The sequence below is a fragment of the Pseudomonas batumici genome, from assembly GCF_000820515.1.
Classification (GTDB): domain Bacteria; phylum Pseudomonadota; class Gammaproteobacteria; order Pseudomonadales; family Pseudomonadaceae; genus Aquipseudomonas; species Aquipseudomonas batumici.
Genome location: NZ_JXDG01000126.1, coordinates 19515 through 45530 on the forward strand (window position 1 = coordinate 19515; position 26016 = coordinate 45530).

The following is a 26016-nucleotide window of genomic DNA, read 5'->3' on the forward strand; positions in this document are numbered from 1 at the left end:
CAACAGACAATCGGAAAGCCACGGTATAGTAACCCGTTCACGCCCAGGAGCCGCCCCATGCGCCAGAAACCCACCGTCCTCGCCCGCGAGATCGTCGCCAGCAGCCGTTTGTTCCGTGTCGAAGAAGTGCAACTGCGCTTTTCCAACGGGGTCGAGCGAACCTACGAGCGTCTGGTCGGCCGGGGCGCCGGTTATGGGGCGGTGATGATCGTGGCGATGATCGATGCCGAGCATGCCCTGCTGGTGGAGGAGTATTGCGGCGGCACCGACGAGTACGAGCTGTCTCTGCCCAAGGGCCTGATCGAACCGGGCGAGGACGTGCTGGCGGCGGCCGAGCGTGAACTCAAGGAAGAGGCGGGTTATGGCGCCCGGCAACTGGAGCACCTGACCGAGCTGTCCTTGTCCCCCGGCTACATGAGCCAGAAGATCCAGGTGGTCCTGGCCAGTGACCTGTATGAGGAGCGCCTGGAAGGCGACGAACCGGAGCCGATGCGGGTCGATCGTGTCAACCTGCGTGAATTGTCCGGCCTGGTGCAGAACCCGCAGTTCAGCGAGGGGCGTGCGCTGGCGGCGTTGTATCTGGCGCGAGACCTGTTGACCCAGCGTGGAGTCTTTCAATCGTGAGTGAGTTTTTTTCGAATCTGCCGCACCCCTACCTGGCCCCGGTGATCGACCTGGCGCGCCGGGCCGGCGAGGTCATCCTGCCGTTCTGGCGGGCGAATGTGCAGGTCACGGACAAGGCCGATGCCTCGCCGGTGACCGCCGCCGATATCGCCGCCCATCACCTGATCCTCGATGGGTTGACGGCGCTGGACCCGAGTATCCCGGTGTTGTCCGAAGAGGACGCCGATATTGCCCTGGCGGTGCGTGCCGGCTGGCAGCGCTGGTGGCTGGTGGACCCGCTGGACGGCACCAAGGAGTTCATCGCCGGCAGCGAAGAGTTCACGGTGAACATTGCGCTGATCGAGCAGGGGCGGGTGGTCTTCGGCGTGGTGTCGATGCCGACCAATGGTCGCTGCTATTTTGGCGGCGCCGGCCTGGGTGCATGGCGTGCGGACGTCGACGCGGCGCCGCAGCCGATCCGGGTACGTGACGTGCCGGCGGCGGGAGAGGCGTTTACCGTGGTCGCCAGTCGTCGGCATTCGAGCCCGGAGCAGGAGAAATTGCTGGCGGGGCTGAGCGACAGTCTCGGCGAGCTGGCGTTGGCGAATATCGGCAGTTCGCTGAAGTTCTGCCTGTTGGCTGAAGGCGCGGCGGACTTCTATCCGCGCCTGGCGCCAACCTCGCAGTGGGATACCGCGGCGGCCCAGGGTGTGCTGGAAGGCGCGGGGGGCGAGGTGCTGGAGCTGAGCGGCGAGCGCTTCAGCTATCCGGCGCGGGAGTCGTTGCTCAATCCGTTTTTCCTGGCGCTACCGGCCAATGCGCAATGGCGTGGGCAATTGCCGGACCTGCTGCGTAGCTGAAAACGCCACGACCCCTGTAGGAGCCAGCTTGCTGGCGATGAGGCCCCTGAGTCTTGCGTCGCCTAAACGGACGCCATCGCCAGCAAGCCGGCTCCCACAGATAACCGCGTTGTCAGCGGTGCAGTACGTATTGCCCGCTGAAGCGCACCGCTGCTTCTTCACTGCCCGCATTCACCACCCGCGTCTCGAGGGTCAGCCGCGCCCGGCCATAGCGCTGGTAAGTCGCCAGGAATTTTTTCCAGACCTTCTCCTCCGGCGCATCGCAGATCGCCTGGGCATCCCCGGTCACCGGCAACGGATAATCGATCCGACCTTCCTGGATCACGATATGCCCATCCACGATGCCGGCCTCGCGCTGGCTCAGGTGCAACCAGCCCCAGCCGGCCAGTACCGCGCCGCAATAGAGACTGCCGCCGAACATGGTGCTCTTGTGGTTGACGTTGGGCTCCAGCGGCAGGTGCAGGCGCAACTGCCCGGCCTGCCAGTCGAGGACCTTGAGGCCCATGTCGCGGGTAAGCGGAATGTCCTGATGGAGGACGGATTCCAGGTAACGACTGTCGCGGTTCATGCACTGACCTCTTGGGTGTGATTCATTCGAGTTCGTCGCTGGCGGCGCTGCCGACGCTGTCGAAACTCAAACCGTGTTTGCGCAGCTTGTCGTGCAGGGTCTTGCGCGGAATGCCCAGGGCTTCGGCGAGGCTGCGCAACGAGCCGTGGGAACGCGCCAGTTCGGCGGCGATCAGGGATTTCTCGAAGTGCTCCACCTGCTCGCTCAAACTCGTGCCCGGGTGCCCGGCAATGCTCGCATCGAGATGTTCTGGGGGGTTGTTGTCCAGGGCCAGTTCCAGGCCGAGGGCAAAACGCTCCGCGGCATTTTGCAGTTCGCGGACATTGCCCGGCCAGGTATGCCGCAACAGCAGGCCACGCTGCGCCGGCTGCAGGGTATGGGGCGGCAGGCCGTGGCGGGCGCTGGCTTCGTCGGCGAAGTGCTGGAACAGGATCAGGGCGTCTTCGCCGCGTTCGCGCAGCGGTGGAATCCGCAGCGGCGCGACGTTCAGGCGGTAATACAGGTCGGCGCGGAAGCGCCCCTGGTCGGCGGCCTGGCGCAGGTCTTCCTTGGTGGCGGCGATGATCCGGATATCCAGGGGGATCTGCTGGTTGCCGCCGAGGCGTTCGACCACCCGTTCCTGCAACAACCGCAACAGCTTGACCTGCACGTCCAGGCTCATGCTCTCGATTTCGTCGAGGAACAGGGTGCCGCCGTTGGCGAATTCGAACTTGCCGATCCGGCGTTTCTGCGCCCCGGTAAAGGCCCCCGGTTCATGGCCGAACAGTTCGCTTTCCACCACCGACTCGGCCAATGCCCCGGCGTTGATCGCCACGAAGGGGCCGTTGCGGCGGCTCGACAGGTCGTGCAGCGCACGGGCCACGACTTCCTTGCCGGCGCCGGTTTCACCGAGGATCAAGACATCGGCCCGGGTCGCCGCCAGGGCGCCGATCTGTTCGCGCAGGCGCAGCATCTGCGGTGAGTGCCCGACCAGTCGCGCACTGAGCTGCTGGCGGTCGCTCAGGGCCAGGCGCAGGCTGCGATTGTCCAGCACCAGGCGGCGCCAGGCCAGGGCCCGGCGCACGCTGTCGAGCAGTGCATCGCTGGCGAAGGGTTTCTCCAGGAAATCATAGGCCCCGGCGCGCATGGCCTGTACGGCCAGGGGCACATCGCCGTGACCGGTGATCAGCAGCACCGGCAGTTCCGGGTCCTGGTCATGCAGCTCCTTGAGCAGCTCCAGGCCGTCCATGCCCGGCATGCGGATGTCGCTGACGACGACCCCTGGCCAGTCGCGCTCGATCTGCGCGGCCAGGCCCTGGGCCTCGGCCAGCGGCAGGATCTTCAGGCCGGCCAGGTCCAGGGTCTGGCTCAGGGCCTGGCGCAAGTGGGGATCGTCGTCGATCAGCACCACCTGGATCTGGTGGTCGATTTTCATACACTCGAGTCCTCGGGAGGTTGCAAGCTGACCCCGGGTGCGCCGGCGCGCATCCGCAGGGTGATCAAGGCGCCGCCTTCGCGGTCGTTGGCGAACAACAGCTCGCCGCCGAAGGCGCGCATCAACGAATCGCAGATCGCCAGGCCCAGGCCCAGCCCTTGAGTCCGTGTCTTGGTGGTGTAGAACGGTTCGCCGGCGCGGTCCAGGGCCTCCAGGCAGAAGCCCGGGCCGTTGTCGCGAATCGTCAGGCTGATGCCCTGTTCGGAGGATTGGGCACTCAACCAGAGTTTACGCGGCGGACCCTTTTCGGTCAGGGCGTCGAGGGCGTTCGCCAGCAGGTTGCCGAGCACCTGGCGCAGACGGGTTTCGCCGGCCTGGACCCACAAGGTGGCCGCCGGCAGGTCGCGGATCAGTTCGACTTCCATGGCCCGCCGGCGCTTGGCCAGCAAGGCCAGGGCATCGTCCAGGGCCGGTTGCAGGGCCACGCTTTCCGGGGCGTGCCGGTCGCGCCGGGCGAAGGCGCGCAGGTGGGCAATGATCGAGGCCATGCGCCCGGTCAGTTCGCTGATCAGCTTGAGGTTGCCGCGGGCGTCGTCGGTGCGCTGGTGGTCGAGCAGCACCTCGGCGTTTTCCGCGTAGCTGCGGATGGCCGCCAGCGGCTGGTTGAGTTCGTGGCTGATGCTCGCCGACATGGTGCCCAGGGCCGAGAGCTTGCCGGCCTGGACCAGGTCATCCTGGGCGCGCACCAGTTCCTGCTGGGCCTGTTCGCGTTCCAGTACTTCCTGCTTGAGGCGTCGGTTGAGGCCCTCCAGGTCGCTGGTGCGTTCGGCCACGCGCATTTCCAGTTCGCGCCGGGTCTTGGCCTCGAAGGCGATCCGATCCAGGTAATGGCGGCGCCGCTGCATCATCAGGCCGAGCAGCAGCATCAGCACCAGCAGGGCGGCGCCGCCGACCGCGACGACGGTCCGTACCGGGCGGTCGACCAGGGTCCGTGGTGCCAGGATGCTCACGTTCCAACCGGTTTCCTCGATCTGCTGGGTCTGGGTCAGCCAGGCATCGGGATTGAGGAGCAAGGGCTGGGGATTGCGGGTCGGGTAGGGTTGCACGGCGGTGATCGCGTTGCGCTCCTGTTCGCTCAGGACGCGGGTCGAGCGGAAACGCCATTCCGGGTGCGAGGTGAGAATGACCACGCCGTTGTGGTCGGTCATCATCAACTGTTCCGGCGTCTTGCCCCAGAGGCTTTCGGTGCGGTCCAGATCGACCTTGACCACCAGCACCCCGATGATCTTTTGCCCTTCGCGCACGGCCGCGGCAAAGAAGTAGCCGCGCTTGCCCGAGGTGGTGCCCAGGCCGAAGAAGCGCCCCAGGCGCCCGGCCATGGCTTCGGTGAAGTAGGGGCGGAAGGCGAAGTTGCGATTGACGAAACTGTCGTGCTTGTCCCAGTTGGAGGCCGCCAGGGTCTTGCCGCTGGTGTCCATCAGGTACATGACTTCGGCACCGGTCTGGGCGCAGATGCCTTGCAGCAGGCTGTTGGCATGGCTCAGGCGCAGGCTTTGCCCCGGCTCTGCCAAGGCGTCACGCAGGGCCGGCAGTTCGCCGAGGATCTGCGGCAGGACTTCATAGCGGTGCAGGGTGCCCAGCAGGTTGGCGACATAGAGGTCGAGGGTCTGGCGGTTCTGGCTGACCAGTTCGTTGCGGTAGTAACGCTCGGCCAGGTGTTCCAGCGGCCACAGCAGCGGGGCCAGGCACAGGAACAGCAGGGCGAGGCTGCGCCAGCGGGGTCTGCGGGGAAGGGTGGGGCTCGTGATCATGAAGAGAATGCGCCGGTAGGGTCCGACGCATTATGTCTCAGCCCTGCTCCGCAAGACACTCGCGTAATGCGGTGCGCCAGTCGGGTTGGGCAACTTGCCATTCGCGCAACAGGCGGCTGCAATCCAGGCGCGAGTTCAACGGCCGGGTGGCGGGCGTCGGGTAGGCGCTGGACGGAATGGCTTCGAGCAGGGCGCAGGGCTTGTCCAGGGCCAGCAATTGCTCGCCGATGGCCTGGGCGAAGCCGAACCAGGAGGTTTCCCCGCGGGCGGTCAGGTGGTAGGTGCCCCAGGCCCCGGCATGGCCGGCCTGCCAGCGCTCGATCAGGGCGCGAGTGCTAGTGGCGATGGTGCCGGCCCAGGTGGGCGCGCCGATCTGGTCGGCGACGATGCGCAGCTCCGGCTTTTCCTGCAGCAGCCGTTGCATGGTCAGCAGGAAATTACGCCCGTGATTGGAGTAGACCCAACTGGTACGCAGGATCAGGTGCTGGCCCTTGGCTGCGGCGATGGCCCGCTCTCCGGCCAGCTTGCTGTTGCCGTAGACGCTCAGGGGGTTGGTCGGGTCGTCTTCGGTGTAGGGCGTGTCCTTGCTGCCATCGAACACGTAGTCGGTGGAGTAGTGGATCAGCGGGACGCCCAGCTCGGCGGCTTCCTGGGCGAAGATGCCCGGTGCCGTGGCGTTGATGGCGAACGCCAGTTCCGTTTCGCTTTCGGCCTGGTCGACGGCGGTGTAGGCCGCCGCGTTGATGATCAGGTCGGGGCGCTGGGTCCGGACTTGTTGGCGAATCTGTTCCGGGTGCGTCAGGTCGAGCTGGTCGCGCCCCAGGACGATCAGCTCGCCCAGGTCCGCGAGCTGCTGTTGCAGCGCGCGGGAAACCTGGCCGTGCTGGCCACTGATGAGGATTTTCAGGGCAGGGGTAGTCATTCGAACAGATCGGCCTCGTGCAGGGATTTGCCGTTCAGATCCTTGGCCGACAGTTGTGGAACGCCATCGAACTCCCAGTCGATGGCCAGGGTTGGATCGTCCCAGCGAATGCAGCGTTCGGCGCTGGGGGTGTAGTAGTCGGTGGTCTTGTAGAGGAACTCGGCGGATTCGCTGAGGACCACGAAGCCGTGGGCGAAGCCCTCGGGTACCCACAGTTGGCGGTTGTTTTCGGCGGACAGGCGCACCGCCACCCACTGGCCAAAGTGTGCCGAGCTGCGGCGAATGTCCACGGCCACGTCCAGCACTTCACCGGCAATCACCCGCACCAGCTTGCCCTGGGTGTTTTCCAGCTGGTAGTGCAGGCCGCGCAAGACACCTTGCTGCGAGCGCGAGTGGTTGTCCTGGACGAACGGCACGTCGAGCCCGGTGGCTGCCTGGAAGGCCCGGGCATTGAAACTTTCATAGAAAAAGCCGCGCTCGTCGCCAAAGACCTTGGGTTCGAGGATCAGCACGCCCGGCAGGCGTGTCGGCGTTGCCTTCATCAATGCTCTCCCGCGATGGTAAACAGGTATTGTCCATAACCCGTCTTGCCGAAGTATTTGGCCCGCTCCAGCAGATATTCACGGTCGATCCAGCCGTTCTGGTAGGCGATCTCTTCCAGGCAGGCGACTTTCAGGCCCTGGCGGTGTTCGATGGTCTGCACGTACTGGGACGCTTCCAGCAGGCTGTCGTGGGTCCCGGTATCAAGCCAGGCAAAGCCGCGTCCGAAGCGTTCGACCTGCAGGTCGCCGCGCTTGAGGTAGGCGTTGTTGACGTCGGTGATTTCCAGCTCGCCGCGGGGCGAGGGCTTGACCGACTTGGCAATCTGGATGACATCGTTGTCGTAGAAATACAGCCCGGTTACCGCATAGCTGGATTTCGGCTTGGCCGGTTTTTCTTCGATGGAGAGTGCACGACCTTCGCTGTCGAAATCGATGACGCCGAAACGTTCCGGGTCCTTGACCCAGTAGCCGAAGACCGTCGCACCGCTCGACCGTTGCGCGGCGTGTTTCAACTGATCGCCGAAATGCTGGCCGTGGAAGATGTTGTCGCCCAGGATCAGGCACACCGGATCGTCGCCGATGAAGTCTTCGCCGATCAGGAAAGCCTGGGCCAGACCGTCCGGAGACGGTTGCTCGGCGTAGCTGAAGTGCACCCCGAACTGGCTGCCATCACCCAGCAGGTTGCGGTACTGCGGCAGGTCCTGGGGGGTGGAGATCACCAGGATTTCACGGATACCGGCCAGCATCAGCACCGAGATCGGGTAGTAGATCATCGGTTTGTCGTAGATCGGCAGCAGTTGCTTGGAAACGCCGAGGGTAATCGGGTGAAGCCGGGTGCCGGACCCACCGGCCAGGACAATACCTTTCATCATGCCAACAACTCCTTGTGATCAATGGAGCCCAGGCGCTCGCCCTGATAACTGCCGTCCTGGACCCGGCGGCACCACTCAAGGTTCGCCAGGTACCACTGCACGGTCTTGCGCAGGCCGCTTTCGAAGGTTTCCTCGGGCGTCCAGCCCAGCTCGCGCTCGATCTTGCCGGCGTCGATGGCGTAGCGCAGGTCGTGGCCCGGGCGATCCTTGACGAAGGTGATCAGGTCGGTGAATTTTTCCACCCCGGCCGGGCGCGCCGGCGCCAGCTCTTCCAGCAGGGCGCAGATGGCGCGCACGACATCGATATTCTTCTGCTCGTTATGGCCACCGATGTTGTAGGTCTCGCCCACCACGCCGTCGGTCACCACCTTGAACAGGGCACGGGCGTGGTCCTCGACGAACAGCCAATCGCGCACTTGCAGGCCGTCGCCGTACACCGGCAGCGGTTTGCCGGCGAGGGCGTTGAGGATCACCAGCGGGATCAGTTTTTCCGGGAAGTGGAACGGGCCGTAGTTGTTCGAACAGTTGGTCAGCAGCACCGGCAGGCCATAGGTGCGGTGCCAGGCACGGACCAGATGGTCGGACGCCGCCTTGCTCGCGGAATACGGCGAGCTGGGGGCATACGGGGTGGTTTCGGTGAACAGCTCATCGACGCCGTGCAGGTCGCCATACACTTCGTCGGTGGAAATGTGGTGGAAGCGGAACGCGCTTTTTTCAGGTTCAGCCAGTTTCGACCAGTAGCCGCGGGCGGCTTCCAACAGGCTGTAGGTGCCGACGATATTGGTCTGGATAAAATCCGATGGGCCGTCGATGGAGCGGTCCACATGGGACTCCGCTGCCAGGTGCATGATCGCATGGGGTTCGAAGCGTGCCAGCACGGCGCTGACCGTGGCCTGGTCGACGATATCGGCCTGGACGAACTCATAGCGGCTGTCGGTGGCGATGCTGGTCAGCGATTCCAGGTTGCCGGCATAGGTCAGCTTGTCCAGGTTCAGGACTTCGTGCCCGGTGTGACGGATCAAGTACCGAATCAGGGCCGAGCCAATAAAACCGGCGCCGCCGGTGACAAGAATACGCATATCGGTGTGCCTTTTTCCTTAAGCAGACTCAAGCTGAATGGAGCATAGCTTGTGGGTAGGCGCTCGGCGGTGCAAGTGCCATGGCGATGTGTCGGCTTCAACGGGACTGACTTTACCGCCGCACTTGCGTCTTGAAGGCACCAATGGCGATATAGGCAGCCAATAAAAACTTCAGGGAGTCGTCGCATGTTGCTCGCCACGTTGATTCACCGCGCCAGTTTGCCCAGCCCGAATGTCTCGGCGCAGCAGGCGCTGAACCTGCTTGAAGAGCATTACGGCCTCTCTGGAACGCTGCAGGCATTGGGTAGCCAGCAGGACCTCAATTACCGCGTCGACAGCGACAAAGGCCGCTTTGTCCTGAAAATCTGCCATGGCGATTACGCCACGCTGGAGTTGCAGGCCCAGCATGCGGGCCTGGCTCACCTGGACGGGCGTGCCGGCCTGCGGGTGCCGCGGGTGATTGCCGCGCGCAACGGCCAGGACCTGCTGTCCCTGGTGCTGGACGGCACGCCTGTGCACGTGCGTTTGCTGGAGTACATCGAAGGCCAGTCGCTGACCTCTCTCAAGCACCTGGGCCGCGAGGTGGTGGTGGGCCTGGGGCGACTCTGCGGGGAAATGGACCTGGCCCTGGCCGACTTCCAGCACCCGGGCCTGGCGCGCACCCTGCAGTGGGATCCCCGGCATGCCGGCGCGCTGATCGAGCATCTGCTGCCGGTGCTCGGGGATGCGAGCCGGCAAGCGCAGGTTCGCGAGGCCGGCGCACAGGCCCGGCGACACCTGCAACCCCTGGTCGAGGCCTTGCCGGTGCAGGCCATTCACCTGGATATTACCGACGATAACGTGGTCTGGCAGCGTGACGCCCAGCGTCACTGGCAACTGCAGGGCGTGATTGATTTCGGCGATCTGGTCCGGACCTGGCGCATCGCCGACCTGTCGGTGACCTGTGCGGCGCTGCTGCACCATGCCGAAGGCGACCCGTTGGTGATTCTGCCGGCGGTCCAGGCCTACCACGCGGTCAACCCGTTGCAGCGTGAAGAACTGCTGGCGCTCTGGCCGTTGATCGTGGCGCGGGCGGCGGTGCTGGTACTCAGCGGCGAACAGCAGGTCGGCATCGACCCGGGCAATACCTACAGCCGCGATAACCTGGCCCACGAATGGGAAATTTTTCAGGTGGCCACCTCGGTGCCGTTCGAACTGATGGAGGCGGCGATACTCACGGCCGTCGGAGAGCGCCTGGCGCCGATTGCCGACGAAGGCTTCGCCCCCTTGCTGCCGGGGCTGGTGGGTCGACAGTTCGCGCTGATCGACCTGGGCGTGCTCAGTCCGCATTTCGAGGCGGGGAACTGGGAACAGAGCGGCATCGACGAACGCCTGCTGGCCGAGGCGGCCGCGGCCCATGGCCTGGCGGCCAGCCGCTACGGACAATATCGCTTGTCCCGTACTCGGCCCGACAGCGCCGGCGAGCCGGATACCTTTCCCTTGCACGTGGCCTTGCAGGTGCCGGCGGGTACTACCGTGGAGTCGCCGTTCGCCGGAACCCTGCGGGTCATGGCCGACGGCGCCCTGTTATTGGCCAGCGGGCAGCTGAGTGTACGGCTCTGGGGCGTGAAAGCGTCCCTCAAGCCTGGCGCTGCCGTGGTCAAGGGGCAGGTGCTGGGCGAGGCCGAAGGCGCCCTGCGGGTGCAACTGTGCCGGTACGCTGAGCTCATCCCGCCGCTGTTCTGCACACCGTCGCGGGCCGCCGCCTGGCAGGCGTTGTGCCCGTCGCCGGCGACCTTGCTGGGACTGGCCTGCGATGCCGAACCCGAACTGGACTCGGCGGACCTGCTGGCCCGCCGTGATGCCAGCTTCGCCCGCACGCAAAAGCACTACTATGTCGACCCGCCGCGCATCGAGCGCGGCTGGCGCAACCACCTGATCGACATGCAGGGCCGTTCCTACCTGGACATGCTCAACAACGTTGCGGTGCTGGGCCATGGCCATCCGCGCATGGCGGCCGAGGCGGCGCGGCAGTGGTCGCTGCTCAACACCAACTCGCGTTTTCACTACGCGGCCGTGACCGAGCTTTCCGAGCGGCTGCTGGCCCTGGCGCCGGACTCCATGGACCGGGTGTTCCTGGTCAACAGCGGCACCGAGGCCAACGACCTGGCGATCCGCCTGGCCTGGGCCTACAGCGGCGGACGCGACATGCTCAGCGTGCTGGAGGCCTATCACGGCTGGTCGGTGGCGGCCGATGCGGTGTCGACCTCGATTGCCGACAACCCCAAGGCCCTGAGCAGCCGCCCGGACTGGGTGCATCCGGTGACCGCGCCGAATACCTATCGCGGGGCGTTCCGTGGCAGCGCCAGTGCGCCGGACTACGTGCGCAGCGTGGAGCACAACCTGGCCAGGCTGGCGGAAGAGAACCGCCAGCTGGCGGGCTTTATCTGCGAGCCGGTGTATGGCAACGCCGGCGGCATCTCGCTGCCGCCGGGCTACTTGCAGCAGGTGTATGCGCTGGTCCGGGCCCGGGGCGGCGTGTGCATCGCCGATGAAGTCCAGGTCGGCTATGGGCGCATGGGCAAGTTCTTCTGGGGCTTCGAGGAGCAGGGCGTGGTGCCGGACATCATCACCATGGCCAAGGGCATGGGCAACGGTCAGCCGCTGGGCGCGGTGATCACCCGCCGGGAGATCGCCGAGGCGCTGGAGGCCGAGGGTTATTTCTTCTCGTCCTCCGGCGGCAGTCCGGTCAGTTGCCGTATCGGTATCGCCGTGCTCGACGTGATGGCCGAGGAAAAGCTCTGGGAAAACGCCCAGGTGGTCGGCGGCTATTTCAAGGAGCGCCTGGAAGCGCTGATCGACCGCCATCCGCTGGTGGGGGCGGTGCACGGCTCCGGTTTCTACCTCGGCGCGGAACTGATCCGCGACCGCGAAACGCTGGAGCCGGCGACCGAGGAGACCGCGCTGCTGTGCGATCGTCTGCGCGAGCTGGGAATCTTCATGCAACCGACCGGCGACTACCTCAACATCCTCAAGATCAAGCCACCGATGTGCACCACCCGCCGCAGCGTGGATTTCTTTGTCGATACGCTGTCCAAAGTGCTGGACGAAGGGCTGTAAAAAGCATCGCCGGCAAGCCGGCTCCCACAGTGAGGTGTTGAACGCATATTCCGCGTACAGCCGAGAACCGTAGGAGCCGGCTTGCTGGCGATAGCGATCGATCAGACACTACTAAACTCGATTCTTATCGACAAAATAAACAACAAAATTATCTGTTTTTTATTTTTAACCTTTAAAAGCCGATTTTTATCGGTTATAAAGTCGCCATCGCCCCGGCCGGACCCACTACGCCCGGCCATTCTCAAGCTGTCATCGGGCGACGCCTAGAATCGACCTACAGCATTCGCCCAGGAGATGATCCATGAGTCGTATCGTTACCGTCGCCGCCACCCAGATGGCCTGTTCCTGGGACCTTGAAGCCAACCTGGAGACCGCCGAGAAGCTGGTACGCGAAGCGGCTGCCAAGGGCGCGCAGATCATCCTGATCCAGGAACTGTTCGAAACCCCGTACTTCTGCCAGAAGCCGAACCCGGACTACCTGCAACTGGCCACCCCGGTGGAAGACAACGTCGCCATCAAGCACTTCCAGAAAGTCGCCAGGGAACTGCAAGTGGTGCTGCCGATCAGCTTCTTCGAACTGGCCGGTCGTGCGCGTTTCAACAGCATCGCGATCATCGACGCCGATGGCAGCAACCTCGGGATTTATCGTAAAAGCCACATCCCGGACGGCCCCGGCTACCACGAAAAGTACTACTTCAACCCGGGCGACACCGGTTTCAAGGTGTGGAATACCCGCTACGCGAAGATCGGCGTGGGCATCTGCTGGGACCAGTGGTTCCCCGAGTGCGCCCGCAGCATGGCCCTGCAGGGTGCGGAAATCCTGTTCTACCCGACCGCCATCGGCAGCGAGCCGCATGACCGGAGCATTTCGTCCCGCGACCACTGGCAGCGCGTGCAACAAGGTCACGCCGGTGCCAACCTGATGCCGCTGATCGCCAGCAACCGCATCGGCAACGAAGAGCAGGACGGCTACGACATCACCTTCTATGGTTCATCGTTCATCGCCAACCAGTTCGGCGAGAAGGTCCAGGAACTCAACGAAACCGAGGAAGGCATCCTGGTCCATCGCTTCGACCTCGACGAACTGGAACACACCCGCAGTGCCTGGGGCTCGTTCCGCGACCGCCGGCCGAACCTGTACGGCGCACTGAAAACCCTCGACGGTTCCCTGGAGTCCTGATCGCCATGACCATTTTGAACAGCACGCCGCGCGCAGACGGCTTCCATATGCCCGCCGAGTGGGCGCCACAGACCCAGACCTGGATGATCTGGCCCGAGCGCCCGGACAACTGGCGCCTGGGCGGCAAGCCGGCGCAAGCGGCCCATGCCGCCGTGGCCCGGGCCATTGCCCGTTTCGAACCGGTGACGGTGGCGGTGTCCGCCGCGCAGTACGAAAACGCCCGGGCCCGCCTGGACGTGCCGAATATCCGCCTGGTGGAAATGTCCAATGACGATGCCTGGGTGCGTGATACCGGTCCGACCTTTGTCATCAACGACCAGGGCGAAGTGCGCGGTGTCGATTGGGGCTTCAATGCCTGGGGCGGTTTCGACGGTGGCCTCTATGCACCGTGGAATCGTGACGAGCAAGTGGCCGGCAAGATCCTCGAAATCGAGCGCTGCCCGCGTTACCAGACCGAAGGCTTCGTGCTCGAAGGCGGCTCGATCCATGTCGATGGCGAAGGCACGGTGATCACCACCGAGGAGTGCCTGCTCAATCGCAACCGCAACCCGCACCTGACCCGCGAAACCATCGAGCAGGTACTCGCCGAGCACCTGGCGGTGGACAAGGTGATCTGGCTGCCGGATGGCCTGTTCAACGACGAGACCGACGGCCATGTGGATAACTTCTGCTGCTACGTGCGCCCGGGCGAAGTCCTGCTGGCCTGGACCGACGATCCGGAGAATCCGAACTACCCACGTTGCCAGGCGGCCATGAAGGTGCTGGAAAGCAGCCGTGACGCCAAGGGACGCCCTTTTGTGGTGCACAAAATGCCGATTCCGGGGCCGTTGTATGCCACCGAAGAGGAGTGTGCAGGGGTGGACGCGGTGGCGGGCAGCCAGGAACGCAACCCATCGGTGCGGCTGGCCGGCTCCTACGTGAACTTCCTGATCGTCAACGGCGGCATCATCGCGCCGAGCTTCGATGACCCGCTGGACAGCGTGGCCAAGGAGATCCTGCAGAACGTTTTCCCACAGCATGAAGTGGTCATGGTGCCAGGGCGCGAATTGTTACTGGGCGGCGGGAATATCCATTGCCTTACACAACAACAACCTGCGCCCCACAAAGGTTGAGTGGAGTTGTAACAAAAGATGTGTCGCTACAAATGATGGCACTTTTGCATCGGTGTTGAGCGATCCCTTATCAAACCCGCAGCCCTTATGGACTGCGGGTTTTTTTTGGTTTTTCGGGCGGTGAACTGGCACTTTGGCATAGCTCTTGTATTGGGTTCGTTTGTATGACGAAGCGTCTTTGTACGGTGCGACGTTCTGTCATAAACCTTGAGTAAGTTAGCCGCTCATGAACCAGGAGAGCGCCAGATGAACGTAGCCAGTGAGCGGGTTTCGCACCCTCTGTCGGTGACGAGCGAGTCGCTTCAAATCCTGGCCCAATGGTTGAAAAGCAATGGAACGCGTACGACCCGTGGTCAGGATCCTCGTCGGATGATTACCGACCGTTACCCCGCGGGCCTGTTCAGCGAAGCTGAACTGGAGGCCTTGCTCGGGGTTCTGCAGGGGTAAAAGGACTTTGGACAAAAACGCCGTTGACCGGAGCGATCCGGGCAACGGCGTTTTTTTTGGGGCGATTTCTGCGGGGCAGGGGGCGGCAGGCCCCGGGTTTGCCGATTCGACCGATTTTTGCAACAAACCAGGAGCCATTCCGGCGTTTTTCGAGGGAGCACGGGCGACTAGTCTGAAGGCATCGATTCATGACCCCTTCCGGAGACTTCCATGGCTGCCTCAACCGTCCTTCACTATATCTACGATCCGCTGTGCGGCTGGTGTTATGGCGCCAAACCGCTGATCCAGGCCGCCCGCCAGGTGCTGCCCGTGGTCCTGCATGGCGGGGGAATGATGGCGGGTAACAACCGCCAGTTCGTGTCCTCGAACCTGCGCGACTACGTCATGCCCCACGACCGGCGAATTGCCGAGTACACCGGCCAGCCGTTTGGCCAGGCCTATTTCGAGGGGTTGTTGCGTGATTCGTCGGCGATCTTCGATTCCACGCCACCCACCCGCGCGGTCCTTGCCGCCGAACAGTTGCAAGGGCGCGGGCTGGAGCTGCTCGGGCGACTGCAGACGGCGCACTACGTCGAGGGACGGCGCCTGGCCGATGTAGAGGTGCTGCTGGCGCTGGCCGCCGAGCTGGGCTTCGAACCTGAAGCGTTCAAGGCCGCCTTTGAACTGAACAGCGATGCGCTGGCGGCGGACCACTTCAAGCAAAGCCGCGCCTTGTTGTCCCGGGTCGGCGGCCAGGGCTTCCCGACCCTGGCGCTGGAGCAGGATGGCCGTTTCAGCCTGATCGATATCGGTCCCTACCTGGGCAAGCCCGAAGTCTTCGTCGCCTGGCTCAGCCAATCGGTGTCGCCCGCTACCCACGACGCCGTGGGGCCGTCCTGTGGTCTGGATGGCTGTTCGCCCTGAATAAAGGCTGAGTTATAAGGGAGGCATGTCACCCAACGACAAAAGGGCGGTCGGTAGCGGATATGCCTTTTTTCGAGATTGACCCGCTAATCGCTTCTATTCTCTGATGTTTCACGAAATTGACATAATAGTCGTGTCGCGGATAGGATTCGCCCCACGCCTGTGGCTGCACGCCATACACCTAAAATAATAAAAGGCCCGCTGCGATCCTTGCAGGCGGGCCTTTTTGCTTTTGCGTAAAGCCCCCATACACAACGTTTCAGCTCGAAGCCGCAGGGCGTTTCATCCAGCGATTAAGGAAAAAAACATGTTGAATAAACGGATCGGTCTGCTCGCATTGGGCATTCTCGGCGCTACCCAGGCCATGGCCAGTGATCAATCGGACTCCAAGGGTTTCGTTGATGACAGCCACCTGAACGTCCTGCTGCGTAACGCTTACATCAATCGTGATTACAAAAACGGCAAAGACGACAAGATCGAATGGGGCCAGGCGGCCATCGGTACCTTCCAGTCCGGCTTCACCCAAGGCACCGTAGGTGTGGGTGTTGACGCTTTCGGCCTGTACGCTGTGCGCCTGGACGGCGGTCGCGGCGAAACCGGCGCGCAAGGCATCGACTTCTTCAAGCAGGACAACAACGGCAACCCTGCCAAGGACCTGGCCAAGGGCGGCGCCGCGGTGAAATTCCGCCTGTCCAACACCGTGCTGACCTACGGTGACCAGATGCCGGCCCTGCCGCTGCTGAACTACGACAACTCCCGCCTGTTGCCGGAAAGCTACACCGGTACCTTGATCACCTCCAAGGAGATCGAAGGCCTGGAGCTGAACGCCGGTCACTTCACCGCCGAGTCGCGCAAGAGCGCCGAAGGTCGTGACAGCGGTGGCCTGAAAGGCATCGACATCCTGGGCGGTAGCTACCAGTTCACCAAGCAGTTCAAGGCGGCGCTGTATGCCTCCGACGTCGACGAGGTGCTGAAGAAGCAGTACCTGAACCTGAACTACGTGTTCCCGATCGCGTCCGACCAGTCCCTGACCCTGGACTTCAACGGCTACCGTACCCAGCTGGACCGTGGCTACGCGCAGGCGCAAGGTGCTCAAGGTCGCGACAACCGGATCTGGAGCCTGGCCGCCACCTACGCCCTGGGCGCTCACTCCTTCACCATCGCACATCAGAGCAGCACCGGCGGCAGCCTGCTGGGCTATCCGTACGGCGGCTACCAGAAGGACCAGGGCCGTATCGGCGACGGTGGCAACACCATCAACCTGGCGAACTCCTACTGGTCGGACTTCAACGCTGCCGATGAGCGTTCCTGGCAGCTGGGCTATGGTCTGGACTTCGGCGCCTTCGGCGTTCCGGGCCTGACCTACAACGTGGCCTACGTACGTGGCGACAACATCACCAGCGTCAACAGCGCCGGTACTGTCTTCACTGGCGGCACTGAGCGTGAATTCTTCAACCAGGTCAAGTATGTGGTCCAGAGCGGCCCGGCCAAGGACCTGAGCGTGAAGCTGCGTAGCTCGATCCTGCGTGTCTCGGAGCAATCGCGCGACTACAACGTGAGCGGTAACGAAGTGCGCGTGTACGTCGACTACCCGATCAGCGTGTTCTGATCGAGTGACACCGCTGTAGCCACCTGATCCCAGGTGAAAAAAACGCCCCGACTGGTTCGGGGCGTTTTTGTTTTCCGGGATTGTTGACGGCCCACCACCCCGGAAACATTGCGTTTCGTGCATAAGGTACTAGCTTTATGCCTGCACGGATTGCAGCTGTTGGATACCCATGCCCTTGTGCCTGTTTCCCGCCTCTTTCCTGCGCCCAACCCACGACGTTCACGGTTGATCCACAGGAGCAACACCATGACAGGCATGCACAAGGGCAGGTCCCGTTATCCGTATTCACTGGGGCTGCTGGCCCTGGCAGTGATGGGGGCCGCCACCACGGCACAGGCAGTGGAAGCCTCCAGGCTGTTCAGCAACCCTCCCTCCCTGGAACAACAGGCACCGACCGCCAAGGTCGTGGAAGGCACGCTGCTGCTCAAATCCAACGCCGCCGTCGAAGCCCCCCAGGCCCATGTCGGGCGCGAACGGCAGTTGGACCTGACCATCAAATACACCCAGAACCAGATTCTCGACCCGGCCACCGGCAAGGGCTTTCCGGTATCGCTGCGCAGCTACGTCGGCACCGACGTCAATCCCAAGACGCCTTTCATCGCACCGACCATCGACGTCACCCCGGGCGACACCGTGCGCATCACCCTCAACAACCAGTTGCCCGCCGACCCCAGCTGCACCGCCCATGACAGCAAGCCGGACGTACCGCACTGCTTCAACGGCACCAACCTGCATTCCCACGGGTTGTGGGTCAGCCCCACGGGCAACAGCGACAACGTGCTGCTGTCGATCAACCCCGGCGTCAGCTTCCAGTACGAATACAACATCCCGGCCGACCACCCGGCGGGTACGTTCTGGTACCACCCGCATCGCCACGGTTCCACCGCGATCCAGGTCGCCAGCGGCATGGCCGGCGCGTTGATCATTCATGGCGACCGCAAGCCGACCCGAGACGCCAACGGCGATATCGACACCCTGCTCAAGGGCACCGACGGCAAGCCCTTCAAGGAGCGCTTGCTGGTGTTCCAGCAGATTCCCTACGCGTGCAAGGACGCCGCCGGCAACTTCCGCTACAAGATCGTCAAGGGCAAGAAAGTCATCGACTGGACCTGCAACAAGGGCGAAGTGGGGGTTGTCGAGTCGTTCGACCAGCTCCAGCCTTCCAGTTGGGCCGATTCGGGGCGCTACACCAGCGTCAACGGCCTGGTGCAGCCGATCTTCGATGGCGCGCAGCCCGGCCAGGTCGAGCGCTGGCGCCTGGTCCACGCGGGGATCCGCGACACCATCCGGCCGCTGTTCCGCAAACTCAAGGACAGCGCCAAGTCGGACAGCGACAAGGGCATCACAGCCCTGGCCGCGGCCAACTTCATAGAACAGCAATGCACGGGTGAGCCGGTCAACTATCAGGTAATCGCCTCCGATGGCCTGACTATGGAACAGGCCCAGAGTCGTCAGGTCATCACCATGCAGCCGGGCTATCGCAACGACCTGCTGATCGTCTTTCCCGAGCCCGGTCGCTACTGCGTGACCGATGAGCCCTCCACGGCTTCGGGCGGTGTCAGCCAGCAGGCCAGCGGTCGTCAACTGCTCGGTTTTGTCGATGTGGGGCCCGGGGCGAAAGTGGCGGACACCAAGGCGCGCCTGACCCAGGAACTGGTGGCTGCCGCCGAACGCAACATGCCGGCGGACATCAAGGCCACCGTGATAGCCGACCTGAAGAAGGACCTGCGGCTGGACAAGTTCATCCCCCACCCGAGTATTGCCGCCAGCGAAATCAAGGGTGAACAGAAACTGGTGTTCCTGATCGATACCAAGGACCCGAACAACGTCAAGTTCGCCGTGGGCACCACCAAGGAAAATGCCGTGCCCTATCAGCCGGGGGTGATCGACCGCCATCTGAAGCTGGGCGACGCCGAAACCTGGATCCTGCAATCGGCCTTTGCCAGTCACCCGTTCCATATTCACGTCAACCCGTTCCAGATCGAGAAAATCATCGGCCCGGATGGCGTCGATCTCAGCGAGCCCGGCGCGGTGGACAAGACCGACAATAACGACGCGCAATACGCCGGCATGAAAGGCGTGTGGAAAGACACGCTGTTCGTCAAAGGCAAAGTCGATGGCAGCGGCGTCTATACCCTGTATGTGCGTACCCGCTACCAGCGCTACATCGGCGAGTTTGTGCTGCACTGCCACATCCTCGACCACGAGGACCAGGGCATGATGCAGAACGTGAGCATCGAACTGCCGGATGGGGTGGGGGGGACGACGATGGGGGCACATCACTGAGGCTATCCTGACGGCTATAGGCCCGCAAATCCCGGCGGGCCTGTAGCCGTGCGCTCACCCGAGGCAGCCCTAAGGTTGCAAGCGCCGCACCACCCAGCCATCGGGCGTGCGGTCGTATCGCAGCCGTTCGTGCAGCCGGTCCTGGCCGTTGCCCCAGAATTCCACCGACTCCAGCCGCAACTCGAACACGCAGTAACCTTCGGGGCGCGGCAAGGGGCCTTGGCTGCCCGACAACGCCTTGGCCCTGGCGCGTAGCGCTTCGACATCGCTCAGGTCTTCGCTCTGGCGGGACACCGCCGACATCGGGTGGGTCACGTGGGGACGTCCTCGCCAGGCGGCATCGGCGCGGGCATCGCTGAGTCGTTCGGCACGTCCGTTGAGCACGATCTGCTGGCTGGTCTCGCGCCAGTACAGCACACCGGATGCCCAGGGATTCTCGGCCAGCTCACGACCTTTCTGGCTGCCGGCATGGGTGCTGAACACCAGCCCGGTGTCCGACACTTCGCCGATCACCACGACCCGGGTCGAAGGCCGCCCGCGGGCATCCGCCGTTGCCAGTGCCAGGGCCTTGGGTTCGCGCACGCCATAGCGTCGGGCGCGTTCCAGCCAGTTGTTCAGCACGACAAAGGGATTGGCGGGCGGCGTGGCGAACTCCGGAAACGGGGCCTCGATGGTGCCTGTAAGGGATTCCGACAGCAGGTGTGCGCTCATAGGGAGTCTCCGATGGCCTGGGTATTCATATGAAAGTGGTGCCTTGGGCGAAGGCCACGCCATTACCCGACACCTGCACCGTGGTGACCGTCTCGCCATAGCCCTCGGCCCTGGCGAACATCCGCGACGGGCGACCGATTTCCACACCCTGGAGGATTTCGATCTGCTGGCCGTAGTCGACCTGGGCATGGCGGATCAGGTGAATCGCCAGGGGCCCCGCAGCCGAGCCGGTGGCCGCGTCCTCGACCACCCCATAGGCCGGCGAGAACATCCGGCTGCGCCAGTGCCGGCCGGAACCGGCGAAGCAGTTGATGGCCATGTCATGAAAATTCCCCAACGCGCGATGATCGGGGCGCAACGCCGACAGCGCCGCGACACTTTCCAGGCCGACGAACACATGTCGCGGACCGTTGCGGTAGATCTCCACCGGAAAGGTCGAGCCTCCGATCCCCAGCGCCCGGAGCAGTTGCGGCATGCGCTCGAAGGTCTCCCAGGTCGGAATCGGCTGCTGCATGCTGCAGGCCACTACCCGGCCATTCTGGCGTTCCAGCTCGAAGGGGATGGTGCCCATCGCGGTTTCCAGCTCCAGCCGGTCCTTGTCGGTTTCAGCGCCCAGGGCAATGGCGGTGCCCAGCAGCGGATGGCCGGCGAACGGCAGTTCGTTGACCGGGGTGAAGATCCGGATATGCGCGTCACCACCGTGGCGCGGGGTCAGGACGAAGGTCACTTCGGACAGGTTCATCTCCCGGGCGATCTGTTGCATGCGCTGGGCGGGAAGGTCATCGCTGTCAAAGAACACCGCGACCGGGTTGCCCTCCATCGGGACGCTGGCGAAAGCGTCGATCACTACATACCTGTGCATGGTTTGCTCCATTGTGTTCAAGGGGGTCGCGGTGGATCACGCCGACAGGGCGTGGCGCATCAGGTCGGCGATGATGCGCGGCCCTTCCTGGGTCAGCACCGACTCGGGGTGAAACTGCATGGAGGCGAAATGCGGCCCGCGCAGCGCATGGACCTCGCCGGTTTCCAGGTCGCGGCTGACCTGCACCAGCCCGAGGCCGTCGACCTCGATGCGGTCCTCGCCGCTCCGGGCGGCGAAGGTGTTGTAGAACCCCACCCGCTCGCGGGCGCCGAACAGGTCGATCTGCTTCTGTACGCCCTGGTTGGGGATGGCGCGGCGCTGCAGGTCCAGGCCCAGGCAGCGGCTGAGCACCTGGTGACTCAGGCACACGGCGAGAAACGGCCGTTGCTCGTCCAGCAGCGAACGGATGGCCACATGCAGGTGGTCGATCTTCGGTTGCTCGATCGCGGTTGGATTGCCTGGCCCCGGACCCATGATGACGATGTCGTAGCCGTCGAAGGCATAGGCGTCGTTGTAGTTGTGCACACTCACCGCAAGCCCGAGGGCGCGCAGTTGCATGGCGATCATCGAGGTGAAGGTGTCCTCGGCATCGACGATCAGTACGCGACGTCCCGACAGATCCGCCTGCGACTGCTGGCGCTCCAGGGCATCGCTCAGCCAGAAGTCGGCGATCAGCGTATTGCGACTGGCCAGGGCGGCGCGCACCTGGATATTCGAACCGAAACGGGCGGGTGCCTGGTTCTTCAGCGCCGCGATCAGCCCGGCGGCCTTGGCCCGGGTTTCGGCGGCCTCGGCCTGGGGATCGGAATGACGGACGATGGTCGAGCCGACGCTGATCTTCAGCCGGCCTTCGCGGTCGATATCGGCGGTGCGGATCAGAATCGCCGAATCCAGCGTGCGCTCGCCTTTTGCGTCGCTGCCGATCAAGGCCGCGATGCCGCTGTAATAGGCACGGCCCTTGGGCTCGTGACGGCGGATCACCCGGCAGGCACTTTCCAGTGGGCTGCCGGTGACGGTGGGGGCGAACAGGGTTTCGCGCAGGATGTCGCGCACATCGCGGCGGGTGTGGCCTTCGATGAAGTACTCGGTGTGGGCCAGATGGGCCATTTCCTTGAGATAGGGGCCGAGTACATGGCCGCCGTCCTCGCAGATCCGCGCCATCATCTTCAGCTCTTCATCCACCACCATGTACAGCTCGTCGGCCTCCTTGCGGTCGGCGAGAAACTGCATCACTTCGGCCAGGTTGGGACCTGTCGGCGGATAGCGGTAGGTGCCGCTGATGGGGTTCATCACCGCCAGGCCGTCCTTGAGGCTGATATGCCGCTCGGGCGACGCGCCGACGAAGGTGCGTTCGCCGGTGTGGATGATGAAGGTCCAGTAGACACCTTTTTCCCGCTCCAGCAGATGACGGAAAAAGGCCAGGGCACGGGCGATCCCGTACTCGCCGATATCGGCCATGAAGGTGCGCTTGATCACGAAGTTGGCGCCTTCGCCGGCACCGATCTCGTCGGCGATCACCTGGCTGACAATCTCCGAATAGGCCGTATCACTGAGGTCGAAGCGCTCGTTGAGCAAGGCAATGGGCACCTCGGGCAGCTTTTCCAGTAGGGTCTCGAGGCGCATCTGTGCCTGCTCGGCCACCTGGAGGGCGATCAAGGGGGCCTGGTCGTCGATCGCCTCGAAGCCGCGCTCGGCGATCTGCCGATAGGGCACGATCACCAGCGTTTCCAGCCGGGCTTCGCCGGCCAGGGGCTCGCGCAATTCGATCTGGGTCAGCGACGGCGGCAGCGAGACCTCGCCGAGCAATACGTCCACCTGGCCCGGACCATTGGATTCCGGGCGGTACAACAGGGCGAAGGGGGGCGGGTCCGCACGCAGGACCTGGGTGACAAGACGCTCGGCGGCCAGGTTCATGGCAGCACCTCCTCGGTGGTGACGACCATCGCGCACCGGCTGGCGGCGTACTCCAGCGCCATCCAGTGATGCTCCTTGCTGAAATCGGCGATGGCGTCGGCCACCAGGAATGGCTGGATATCGTTCGAGTAGGCATCCACCGTGGAGATCAGCACCCCGACATGGGCGTACACCCCGCAGAGGATCAACTGGTCACGCTCATGGGCACGCATGCGTTCCAACAGATCCGAGTTGAAAAAGGCACTGTAGCGCCACTTGGTCAGCAGCCAGTCGCCGGGCGCCGGCTTGAGCGCGTCGACCACCTCGCGATCGGCGGGGCTAGCCTGCATGCCAGCGCCCCAGAAGTCCTTGAGCAGGCCGCGTTGGGCTTCGGTCATGCTCCCGGGCTGGGCGGTGTAGGCCACGGGAATGCCCTGGCCGGCGCACCATTGGCGGATGCGCGCGGCATTGCCGACCACCTCGTCACGCAGGGGCGCGGGCAGGGGGCGGAGAAAGTAGCGCTGCATATCGTGGATCAGCAGCACGGCGCGCTGCGGATCGATCCGCCAGCGGGCCAGATTGGCTGGCAGATCGTTCGCGGTGGGCAGTGCATAGGGGGAAATCGCGGGAATACCGGTCATTGCAACAGACTCCTGTCAAAAGGTTGCATGGGAGGCAGCGGGTGGGTTCTTCCAGGCCAGCACGGTGGTGATCGCCTGCCAGGGTGTCAGCCGCGGGTCGCACAGGCTGGTGTAGTGCTGGCTGACCTGGTCGAGCGCGGCGGCATCGGAGGCGCACTCGGTGACATCGTCCGGAGTGGTCTCCAGGTGCAGGCCGCCGGCAACCCCGCCGGCTGAAAGCACCGCATGCTTGAAGGCGCTGACCTCCCGGGCGATGGTTTCGACCATGCGGGTCTTGTTGCCGCAGGGCGCGAGGATGGTGTTGCCGTGCATCGGGTCGCTCAGCCAGATGACCTTGTGCCCCGTGGCGCGGACCGCCTCCACCAGCGGCGGCAGGCGCTCGGCGACCTTCTCGGCGCCCATCCGGGCAATCAGCGTCAGGCGGCCGGGCTCGCGGGCCGGGTCCAGGCGCTCGCACAGGCTCAGCAATTGCGCGGGTGTCATATCGGGACCGACCTTGCAGGCCACCGGGTTCAGCACCTCGGACAGCAGGGCGACATGGGCACCGTCCACCTGGCGGGTGCGTTCGCCGATCCACGGCCAGTGGGTCGAACCGAGAAAGGTCCGGCCCTGTGCGTCGTGGCGCAGCATCGGCAGCTCATAGTCGAGCAGCAGCATCTCGTGGCTGGTCCAGACCGGCGAGCCGCCGGGCGCACCTTCGGCGAGCCGCTCCTGCCAGCCCAGGTGTTCCATGATCTCGCGGGCGGCCTGGTAGCCTTTGAGCAGGCGCTGCGGGTCGGGCCGGCGGCTGTCCGAATGGGGGGCGTGGCCGTTGACCATATCGCCGCGATACGCCGGCAATTCGAGCTCGCCAATCCGCTCGCTGGGTTTGGAGCGGGGCTTGGCGTACTGGCCGGCGATCCGTCCGACCCGGATCACCGGTTGCTGGGTGACCAGGCCGAAGGTCCCGGCGAGGATCTCCAGCACCGCGGCCTTGCGGGCCACGGCGGCGGGCTGGTTGTCGTTGATGTCCTCGGCGCAGTCACCGGACTGGATGACCTTGCCGTCACCTTCGGCGACCCGCGCCAGGAGCGCTCGCAGGGCCAGGATGTCCTGTGCCCTGATCAAGGACTGGCTGTCTCTCAGGTGTTGCTGCACGTCCCTCAGGCGTGAGAGATCGCTCCACTGGGGTTGTTGCAGTGCTTCACAACCCAGAACCCGTCGCACAATCGTTTCCATGATGAGACCCCTGGCGCAGTGCCGTCTTAAGTGGGTATGCCTTCGCGTTTGATTTCGGGCACCGGGATGTTCAGGGCCCGGAGCTGTTGGAACACGTTCATGAACTCGCGGTTTTGCTTGATCTTGCCGTTCTCGAGGGAGAAGGAATGGAGGAAGTGGTTCTCGTAGTAGCCGTCCGGGTAGCCGGGAAACAGGATCTGCCCGTGGCCTTCGCACTCGACCCAGAAGTGGTTCGGGTCATCGGTTTCGAAGATGCGGATGTCATACCATTCCCAGTCCGGGAAGCACTTCAGCGACCAGACCGCGTGCTCGGCCAGCTTGTCCTTGCCGCGAATGACAATCGGCGCGCCGGTGTCGGTGGTCCACAGGCCGCCGCTGCCATCTTCGGTAAACAGCTCGTGGCGGCGCAGGCGGGCCTGACCCTTGGTGTGCATGTACTGCTCGACCACCTGGCGGTTCTTGCGGCGAAGCTCGGTGCTGTTTGCGAACCCATCGTGTTGGTCTGGATTGGACATGGTCTTGCCTCTCTTGTGGATTAAGCGGGTAGGCCGGCGCGGCGAATGGTCGGCACGGGAATGCCGAGGGCGCGCAGTTGCTGGAAGGGGTTCATGAACTCCCGGTTGCGTTTGATCCGGCCGTTCTCGAGTTCGAAGGAATGGATGTAGTGGTTCTCGCAATAGCCCTTGGGGTAGCCGGGCAGGTTGACGGTGCCGCGCCCGTCGCTTTCGACCCAGAAGTGATTCGGGTCGGCGGTTTCGAAGATCCGGATGTTGTGCCACTGCCAGTCCGGGAAGCACTGGTCCAGCCAGACGCCCAGGGCCGCCAGCATGGCGTGGCCGTGGAAGACCAGCGGGGTGGCGTTGGCGGTGTTCCAGGAGCCGCCGCTGCCGTCCTCGGTGAACAGTTCGTGTCGGCGCAGGCGCGCGGCACCGTGGCTGTGCATGTACTGCTCGACGGTGGCGCGGTTCTTGCGCCGCAATTCCGGGGCGTCGGCAAATCCTGTCTGGATCGCGGTAGTGGGCATGCTCATGTTCCTTTGGGCACGTTCAAGTAGCCGGGTGGTTCGGTACTGAAAGACACTTTCATGACGGCGAACTATCAAGGCGTTTTTATATAACTGACCAGTTCCTGGAGAACTGGGGTTAAGAGGTAAACGCTATGTAATAAATAATACCGTTCGGTCACAGGGTGACTGTGCGTTGCTGTTGAAGCAAACTTGTCGGAGGGGATTTATACAGGGGGGCGATTGGAAAAGTTAAGCTACCAGATTTCGTAGGTGTGAAGCCTTTACGTCCGGCTTAACCTTCGCGCGCCCTTGGGATAGAGCTCTAGACGTACGGTTTCAGCGGCAAGTGAACGGTGTCACAGTTGCAAATAGCCACTC

General features: G+C 63.8%; 23 protein-coding genes. 9 read left to right on the plus strand and 14 right to left on the minus strand.

Annotation, left to right across the window (positions count from 1 at the left end):
- The first annotated feature begins 57 nt into the window (after positions 1–57).
- Both nudE and cysQ read left to right on the plus strand, forming a co-directional pair.
- Positions 58–624, plus strand: coding sequence for an ADP compounds hydrolase NudE (gene nudE / locus UCMB321_RS29115; protein WP_040072107.1), 567 nt, complete (start codon positions 58–60; stop codon positions 622–624).
- Positions 621–1463, plus strand: a complete 843-nt coding sequence (cysQ, locus tag UCMB321_RS29120; RefSeq protein WP_040072109.1) for a 3'(2'),5'-bisphosphate nucleotidase CysQ — start codon at positions 621–623, stop codon at positions 1461–1463. Before nudE ends, cysQ begins: the two co-directional genes overlap by 4 nt.
- 112 nt (positions 1464–1575) lie before the next feature.
- On the opposite strand, the gene UCMB321_RS29125 is transcribed toward cysQ, so the two are convergent.
- From UCMB321_RS29125 to rfbB, 7 genes are read right to left on the minus strand one after another with little or no spacing between them, the layout of a single operon-like run.
- On the minus strand, positions 1576–2031 hold the full coding sequence (locus UCMB321_RS29125; protein ID WP_040072110.1) for a YiiD C-terminal domain-containing protein: 456 nt from the start codon (positions 2029–2031) through the stop codon (positions 1576–1578).
- Positions 2032–2053: 22 nt separating this feature from the next.
- On the minus strand, positions 2054–3445 hold the full coding sequence (locus UCMB321_RS29130; protein WP_040072111.1) for a sigma-54-dependent transcriptional regulator: 1392 nt from the start codon (positions 3443–3445) through the stop codon (positions 2054–2056).
- On the minus strand, positions 3442–5256 hold the full coding sequence (locus UCMB321_RS29135) for a sensor histidine kinase (protein WP_040072112.1): 1815 nt from the start codon (positions 5254–5256) through the stop codon (positions 3442–3444). Before UCMB321_RS29135 ends, UCMB321_RS29130 begins: the two co-directional genes overlap by 4 nt.
- A gap of 37 nt (positions 5257–5293) precedes the next feature.
- A complete protein-coding gene (gene rfbD / locus UCMB321_RS29140; RefSeq protein WP_040072113.1) occupies positions 5294–6178 on the minus strand; it encodes a dTDP-4-dehydrorhamnose reductase in 885 nt (294 codons plus the stop codon).
- Positions 6175–6720 (minus strand): dTDP-4-dehydrorhamnose 3,5-epimerase, encoded by a 546-nt coding sequence (rfbC, locus tag UCMB321_RS29145; RefSeq protein ID WP_040072114.1) that lies wholly within the window; start codon positions 6718–6720, stop codon positions 6175–6177. Before rfbC ends, rfbD begins: the two co-directional genes overlap by 4 nt.
- Positions 6720–7592, minus strand: a complete 873-nt coding sequence (gene rfbA, locus UCMB321_RS29150) for a glucose-1-phosphate thymidylyltransferase RfbA (RefSeq protein WP_040072115.1) — start codon at positions 7590–7592, stop codon at positions 6720–6722. Before rfbA ends, rfbC begins: the two co-directional genes overlap by 1 nt.
- Positions 7589–8671 (minus strand): dTDP-glucose 4,6-dehydratase, encoded by a 1083-nt coding sequence (rfbB, locus tag UCMB321_RS29155; RefSeq protein ID WP_040072116.1) that lies wholly within the window; start codon positions 8669–8671, stop codon positions 7589–7591. Before rfbB ends, rfbA begins: the two co-directional genes overlap by 4 nt.
- A 186-nt stretch (positions 8672–8857) precedes the next feature.
- On the opposite strand from rfbB, the gene UCMB321_RS29160 reads away from it, so the two are divergent.
- From UCMB321_RS29160 to UCMB321_RS29190, 7 genes are all read left to right on the plus strand, one after another.
- A complete protein-coding gene (locus UCMB321_RS29160; RefSeq protein WP_040072117.1) occupies positions 8858–11770 on the plus strand; it encodes an aminotransferase in 2913 nt (970 codons plus the stop codon).
- 301 nt (positions 11771–12071) lie between these two features.
- Complete coding sequence (aguB, locus tag UCMB321_RS29165) at positions 12072–12950, plus strand: N-carbamoylputrescine amidase (protein ID WP_040072118.1); 879 nt, start codon at positions 12072–12074, stop codon at positions 12948–12950.
- Between the two features lie 5 nt (positions 12951–12955).
- A complete protein-coding gene (aguA, locus tag UCMB321_RS29170) occupies positions 12956–14062 on the plus strand; it encodes an agmatine deiminase (RefSeq protein ID WP_040072120.1) in 1107 nt (368 codons plus the stop codon).
- A 246-nt stretch (positions 14063–14308) separates the two neighbouring features.
- The gene (locus UCMB321_RS29175) at positions 14309–14509 is read left to right on the plus strand and encodes a hypothetical protein (protein ID WP_040072121.1); all 201 of its coding nucleotides are present in this window, start codon (positions 14309–14311) and stop codon (positions 14507–14509) included.
- A 210-nt stretch (positions 14510–14719) separates the two neighbouring features.
- Positions 14720–15412 carry a DsbA family protein gene (locus UCMB321_RS29180; protein WP_040072123.1) on the plus strand — a complete coding sequence of 231 codons (693 nt, stop codon included), beginning with the start codon at positions 14720–14722 and terminating at the stop codon, positions 15410–15412.
- Positions 15413–15719: 307 nt separating this feature from the next.
- Complete coding sequence (locus tag UCMB321_RS29185) at positions 15720–17021, plus strand: OprD family porin (protein ID WP_040072125.1); 1302 nt, start codon at positions 15720–15722, stop codon at positions 17019–17021.
- Positions 17022–17267: 246 nt separating this feature from the next.
- Positions 17268–19307 carry a multicopper oxidase family protein gene (locus tag UCMB321_RS29190; protein ID WP_040072126.1) on the plus strand — a complete coding sequence of 680 codons (2040 nt, stop codon included), beginning with the start codon at positions 17268–17270 and terminating at the stop codon, positions 19305–19307.
- A gap of 69 nt (positions 19308–19376) precedes the next feature.
- Here UCMB321_RS29190 and phzG read toward each other — a convergent pair whose 3' ends face one another.
- Genes phzG through UCMB321_RS29225 form a run of 7 tightly spaced genes read right to left on the minus strand, consistent with a single transcriptional unit; the run spans position 19377 to position 25656 of the window.
- Complete coding sequence (phzG, locus tag UCMB321_RS29195; RefSeq protein WP_040072127.1) at positions 19377–20018, minus strand: phenazine biosynthesis FMN-dependent oxidase PhzG; 642 nt, start codon at positions 20016–20018, stop codon at positions 19377–19379.
- 25 nt (positions 20019–20043) lie between these two features.
- Positions 20044–20880: a PhzF family phenazine biosynthesis protein gene (locus UCMB321_RS29200; protein ID WP_040072128.1), complete on the minus strand. Its 837-nt coding sequence runs from the start codon at positions 20878–20880 to the stop codon at positions 20044–20046.
- A 36-nt stretch (positions 20881–20916) separates the two neighbouring features.
- Complete coding sequence (locus UCMB321_RS29205) at positions 20917–22794, minus strand: anthranilate synthase family protein (RefSeq protein ID WP_040072129.1); 1878 nt, start codon at positions 22792–22794, stop codon at positions 20917–20919.
- On the minus strand, positions 22791–23414 hold the full coding sequence (locus tag UCMB321_RS29210) for an isochorismatase family protein (protein ID WP_040072130.1): 624 nt from the start codon (positions 23412–23414) through the stop codon (positions 22791–22793). The genes UCMB321_RS29205 and UCMB321_RS29210 overlap by 4 nt, the downstream gene beginning before the upstream one ends.
- A 15-nt stretch (positions 23415–23429) precedes the next feature.
- Positions 23430–24632, minus strand: a complete 1203-nt coding sequence (locus tag UCMB321_RS29215; RefSeq protein WP_040072131.1) for a 3-deoxy-7-phosphoheptulonate synthase — start codon at positions 24630–24632, stop codon at positions 23430–23432.
- Between the two features lie 26 nt (positions 24633–24658).
- Positions 24659–25147, minus strand: coding sequence for a PhzA/PhzB family protein (locus UCMB321_RS29220; protein ID WP_040072132.1), 489 nt, complete (start codon positions 25145–25147; stop codon positions 24659–24661).
- A 20-nt stretch (positions 25148–25167) separates the two neighbouring features.
- On the minus strand, positions 25168–25656 hold the full coding sequence (locus tag UCMB321_RS29225) for a PhzA/PhzB family protein (RefSeq protein ID WP_040072133.1): 489 nt from the start codon (positions 25654–25656) through the stop codon (positions 25168–25170).
- Positions 25657–26016: the final 360 nt, after the last annotated feature.

What these genes read in the sequence shown, in the direction of transcription:
- nudE (WP_040072107.1), top strand. Translation starts at nt 58, where the DNA reads ATGCGCCAGAAACCCACCGTCCTCGCCCGCGAGATCGTCGCCAGCAGC.
- UCMB321_RS29125 (WP_040072110.1), bottom strand. Translation starts at nt 2,031, where the DNA reads ATGAACCGCGACAGTCGTTACCTGGAATCCGTCCTCCATCAGGACATT.
- UCMB321_RS29130 (WP_040072111.1), bottom strand. Translation starts at nt 3,445, where the DNA reads ATGAAAATCGACCACCAGATCCAGGTGGTGCTGATCGACGACGATCCC.
- UCMB321_RS29135 (WP_040072112.1), bottom strand. Translation starts at nt 5,256, where the DNA reads ATGATCACGAGCCCCACCCTTCCCCGCAGACCCCGCTGGCGCAGCCTC.
- rfbD (WP_040072113.1), bottom strand. Translation starts at nt 6,178, where the DNA reads ATGACTACCCCTGCCCTGAAAATCCTCATCAGTGGCCAGCACGGCCAG.
- rfbC (WP_040072114.1), bottom strand. Translation starts at nt 6,720, where the DNA reads ATGAAGGCAACGCCGACACGCCTGCCGGGCGTGCTGATCCTCGAACCC.
- rfbA (WP_040072115.1), bottom strand. Translation starts at nt 7,592, where the DNA reads ATGATGAAAGGTATTGTCCTGGCCGGTGGGTCCGGCACCCGGCTTCAC.
- rfbB (WP_040072116.1), bottom strand. Translation starts at nt 8,671, where the DNA reads ATGCGTATTCTTGTCACCGGCGGCGCCGGTTTTATTGGCTCGGCCCTG.
- UCMB321_RS29160 (WP_040072117.1), top strand. Translation starts at nt 8,858, where the DNA reads ATGTTGCTCGCCACGTTGATTCACCGCGCCAGTTTGCCCAGCCCGAAT.
- aguB (WP_040072118.1), top strand. Translation starts at nt 12,072, where the DNA reads ATGAGTCGTATCGTTACCGTCGCCGCCACCCAGATGGCCTGTTCCTGG.
- aguA (WP_040072120.1), top strand. Translation starts at nt 12,956, where the DNA reads ATGACCATTTTGAACAGCACGCCGCGCGCAGACGGCTTCCATATGCCC.
- UCMB321_RS29175 (WP_040072121.1), top strand. Translation starts at nt 14,309, where the DNA reads ATGAACGTAGCCAGTGAGCGGGTTTCGCACCCTCTGTCGGTGACGAGC.
- UCMB321_RS29180 (WP_040072123.1), top strand. Translation starts at nt 14,720, where the DNA reads ATGGCTGCCTCAACCGTCCTTCACTATATCTACGATCCGCTGTGCGGC.
- UCMB321_RS29185 (WP_040072125.1), top strand. Translation starts at nt 15,720, where the DNA reads ATGTTGAATAAACGGATCGGTCTGCTCGCATTGGGCATTCTCGGCGCT.
- UCMB321_RS29190 (WP_040072126.1), top strand. Translation starts at nt 17,268, where the DNA reads ATGACAGGCATGCACAAGGGCAGGTCCCGTTATCCGTATTCACTGGGG.
- phzG (WP_040072127.1), bottom strand. Translation starts at nt 20,018, where the DNA reads ATGAGCGCACACCTGCTGTCGGAATCCCTTACAGGCACCATCGAGGCC.
- UCMB321_RS29200 (WP_040072128.1), bottom strand. Translation starts at nt 20,880, where the DNA reads ATGCACAGGTATGTAGTGATCGACGCTTTCGCCAGCGTCCCGATGGAG.
- UCMB321_RS29205 (WP_040072129.1), bottom strand. Translation starts at nt 22,794, where the DNA reads ATGAACCTGGCCGCCGAGCGTCTTGTCACCCAGGTCCTGCGTGCGGAC.
- UCMB321_RS29210 (WP_040072130.1), bottom strand. Translation starts at nt 23,414, where the DNA reads ATGACCGGTATTCCCGCGATTTCCCCCTATGCACTGCCCACCGCGAAC.
- UCMB321_RS29215 (WP_040072131.1), bottom strand. Translation starts at nt 24,632, where the DNA reads ATGGAAACGATTGTGCGACGGGTTCTGGGTTGTGAAGCACTGCAACAA.
- UCMB321_RS29220 (WP_040072132.1), bottom strand. Translation starts at nt 25,147, where the DNA reads ATGTCCAATCCAGACCAACACGATGGGTTCGCAAACAGCACCGAGCTT.
- UCMB321_RS29225 (WP_040072133.1), bottom strand. Translation starts at nt 25,656, where the DNA reads ATGCCCACTACCGCGATCCAGACAGGATTTGCCGACGCCCCGGAATTG.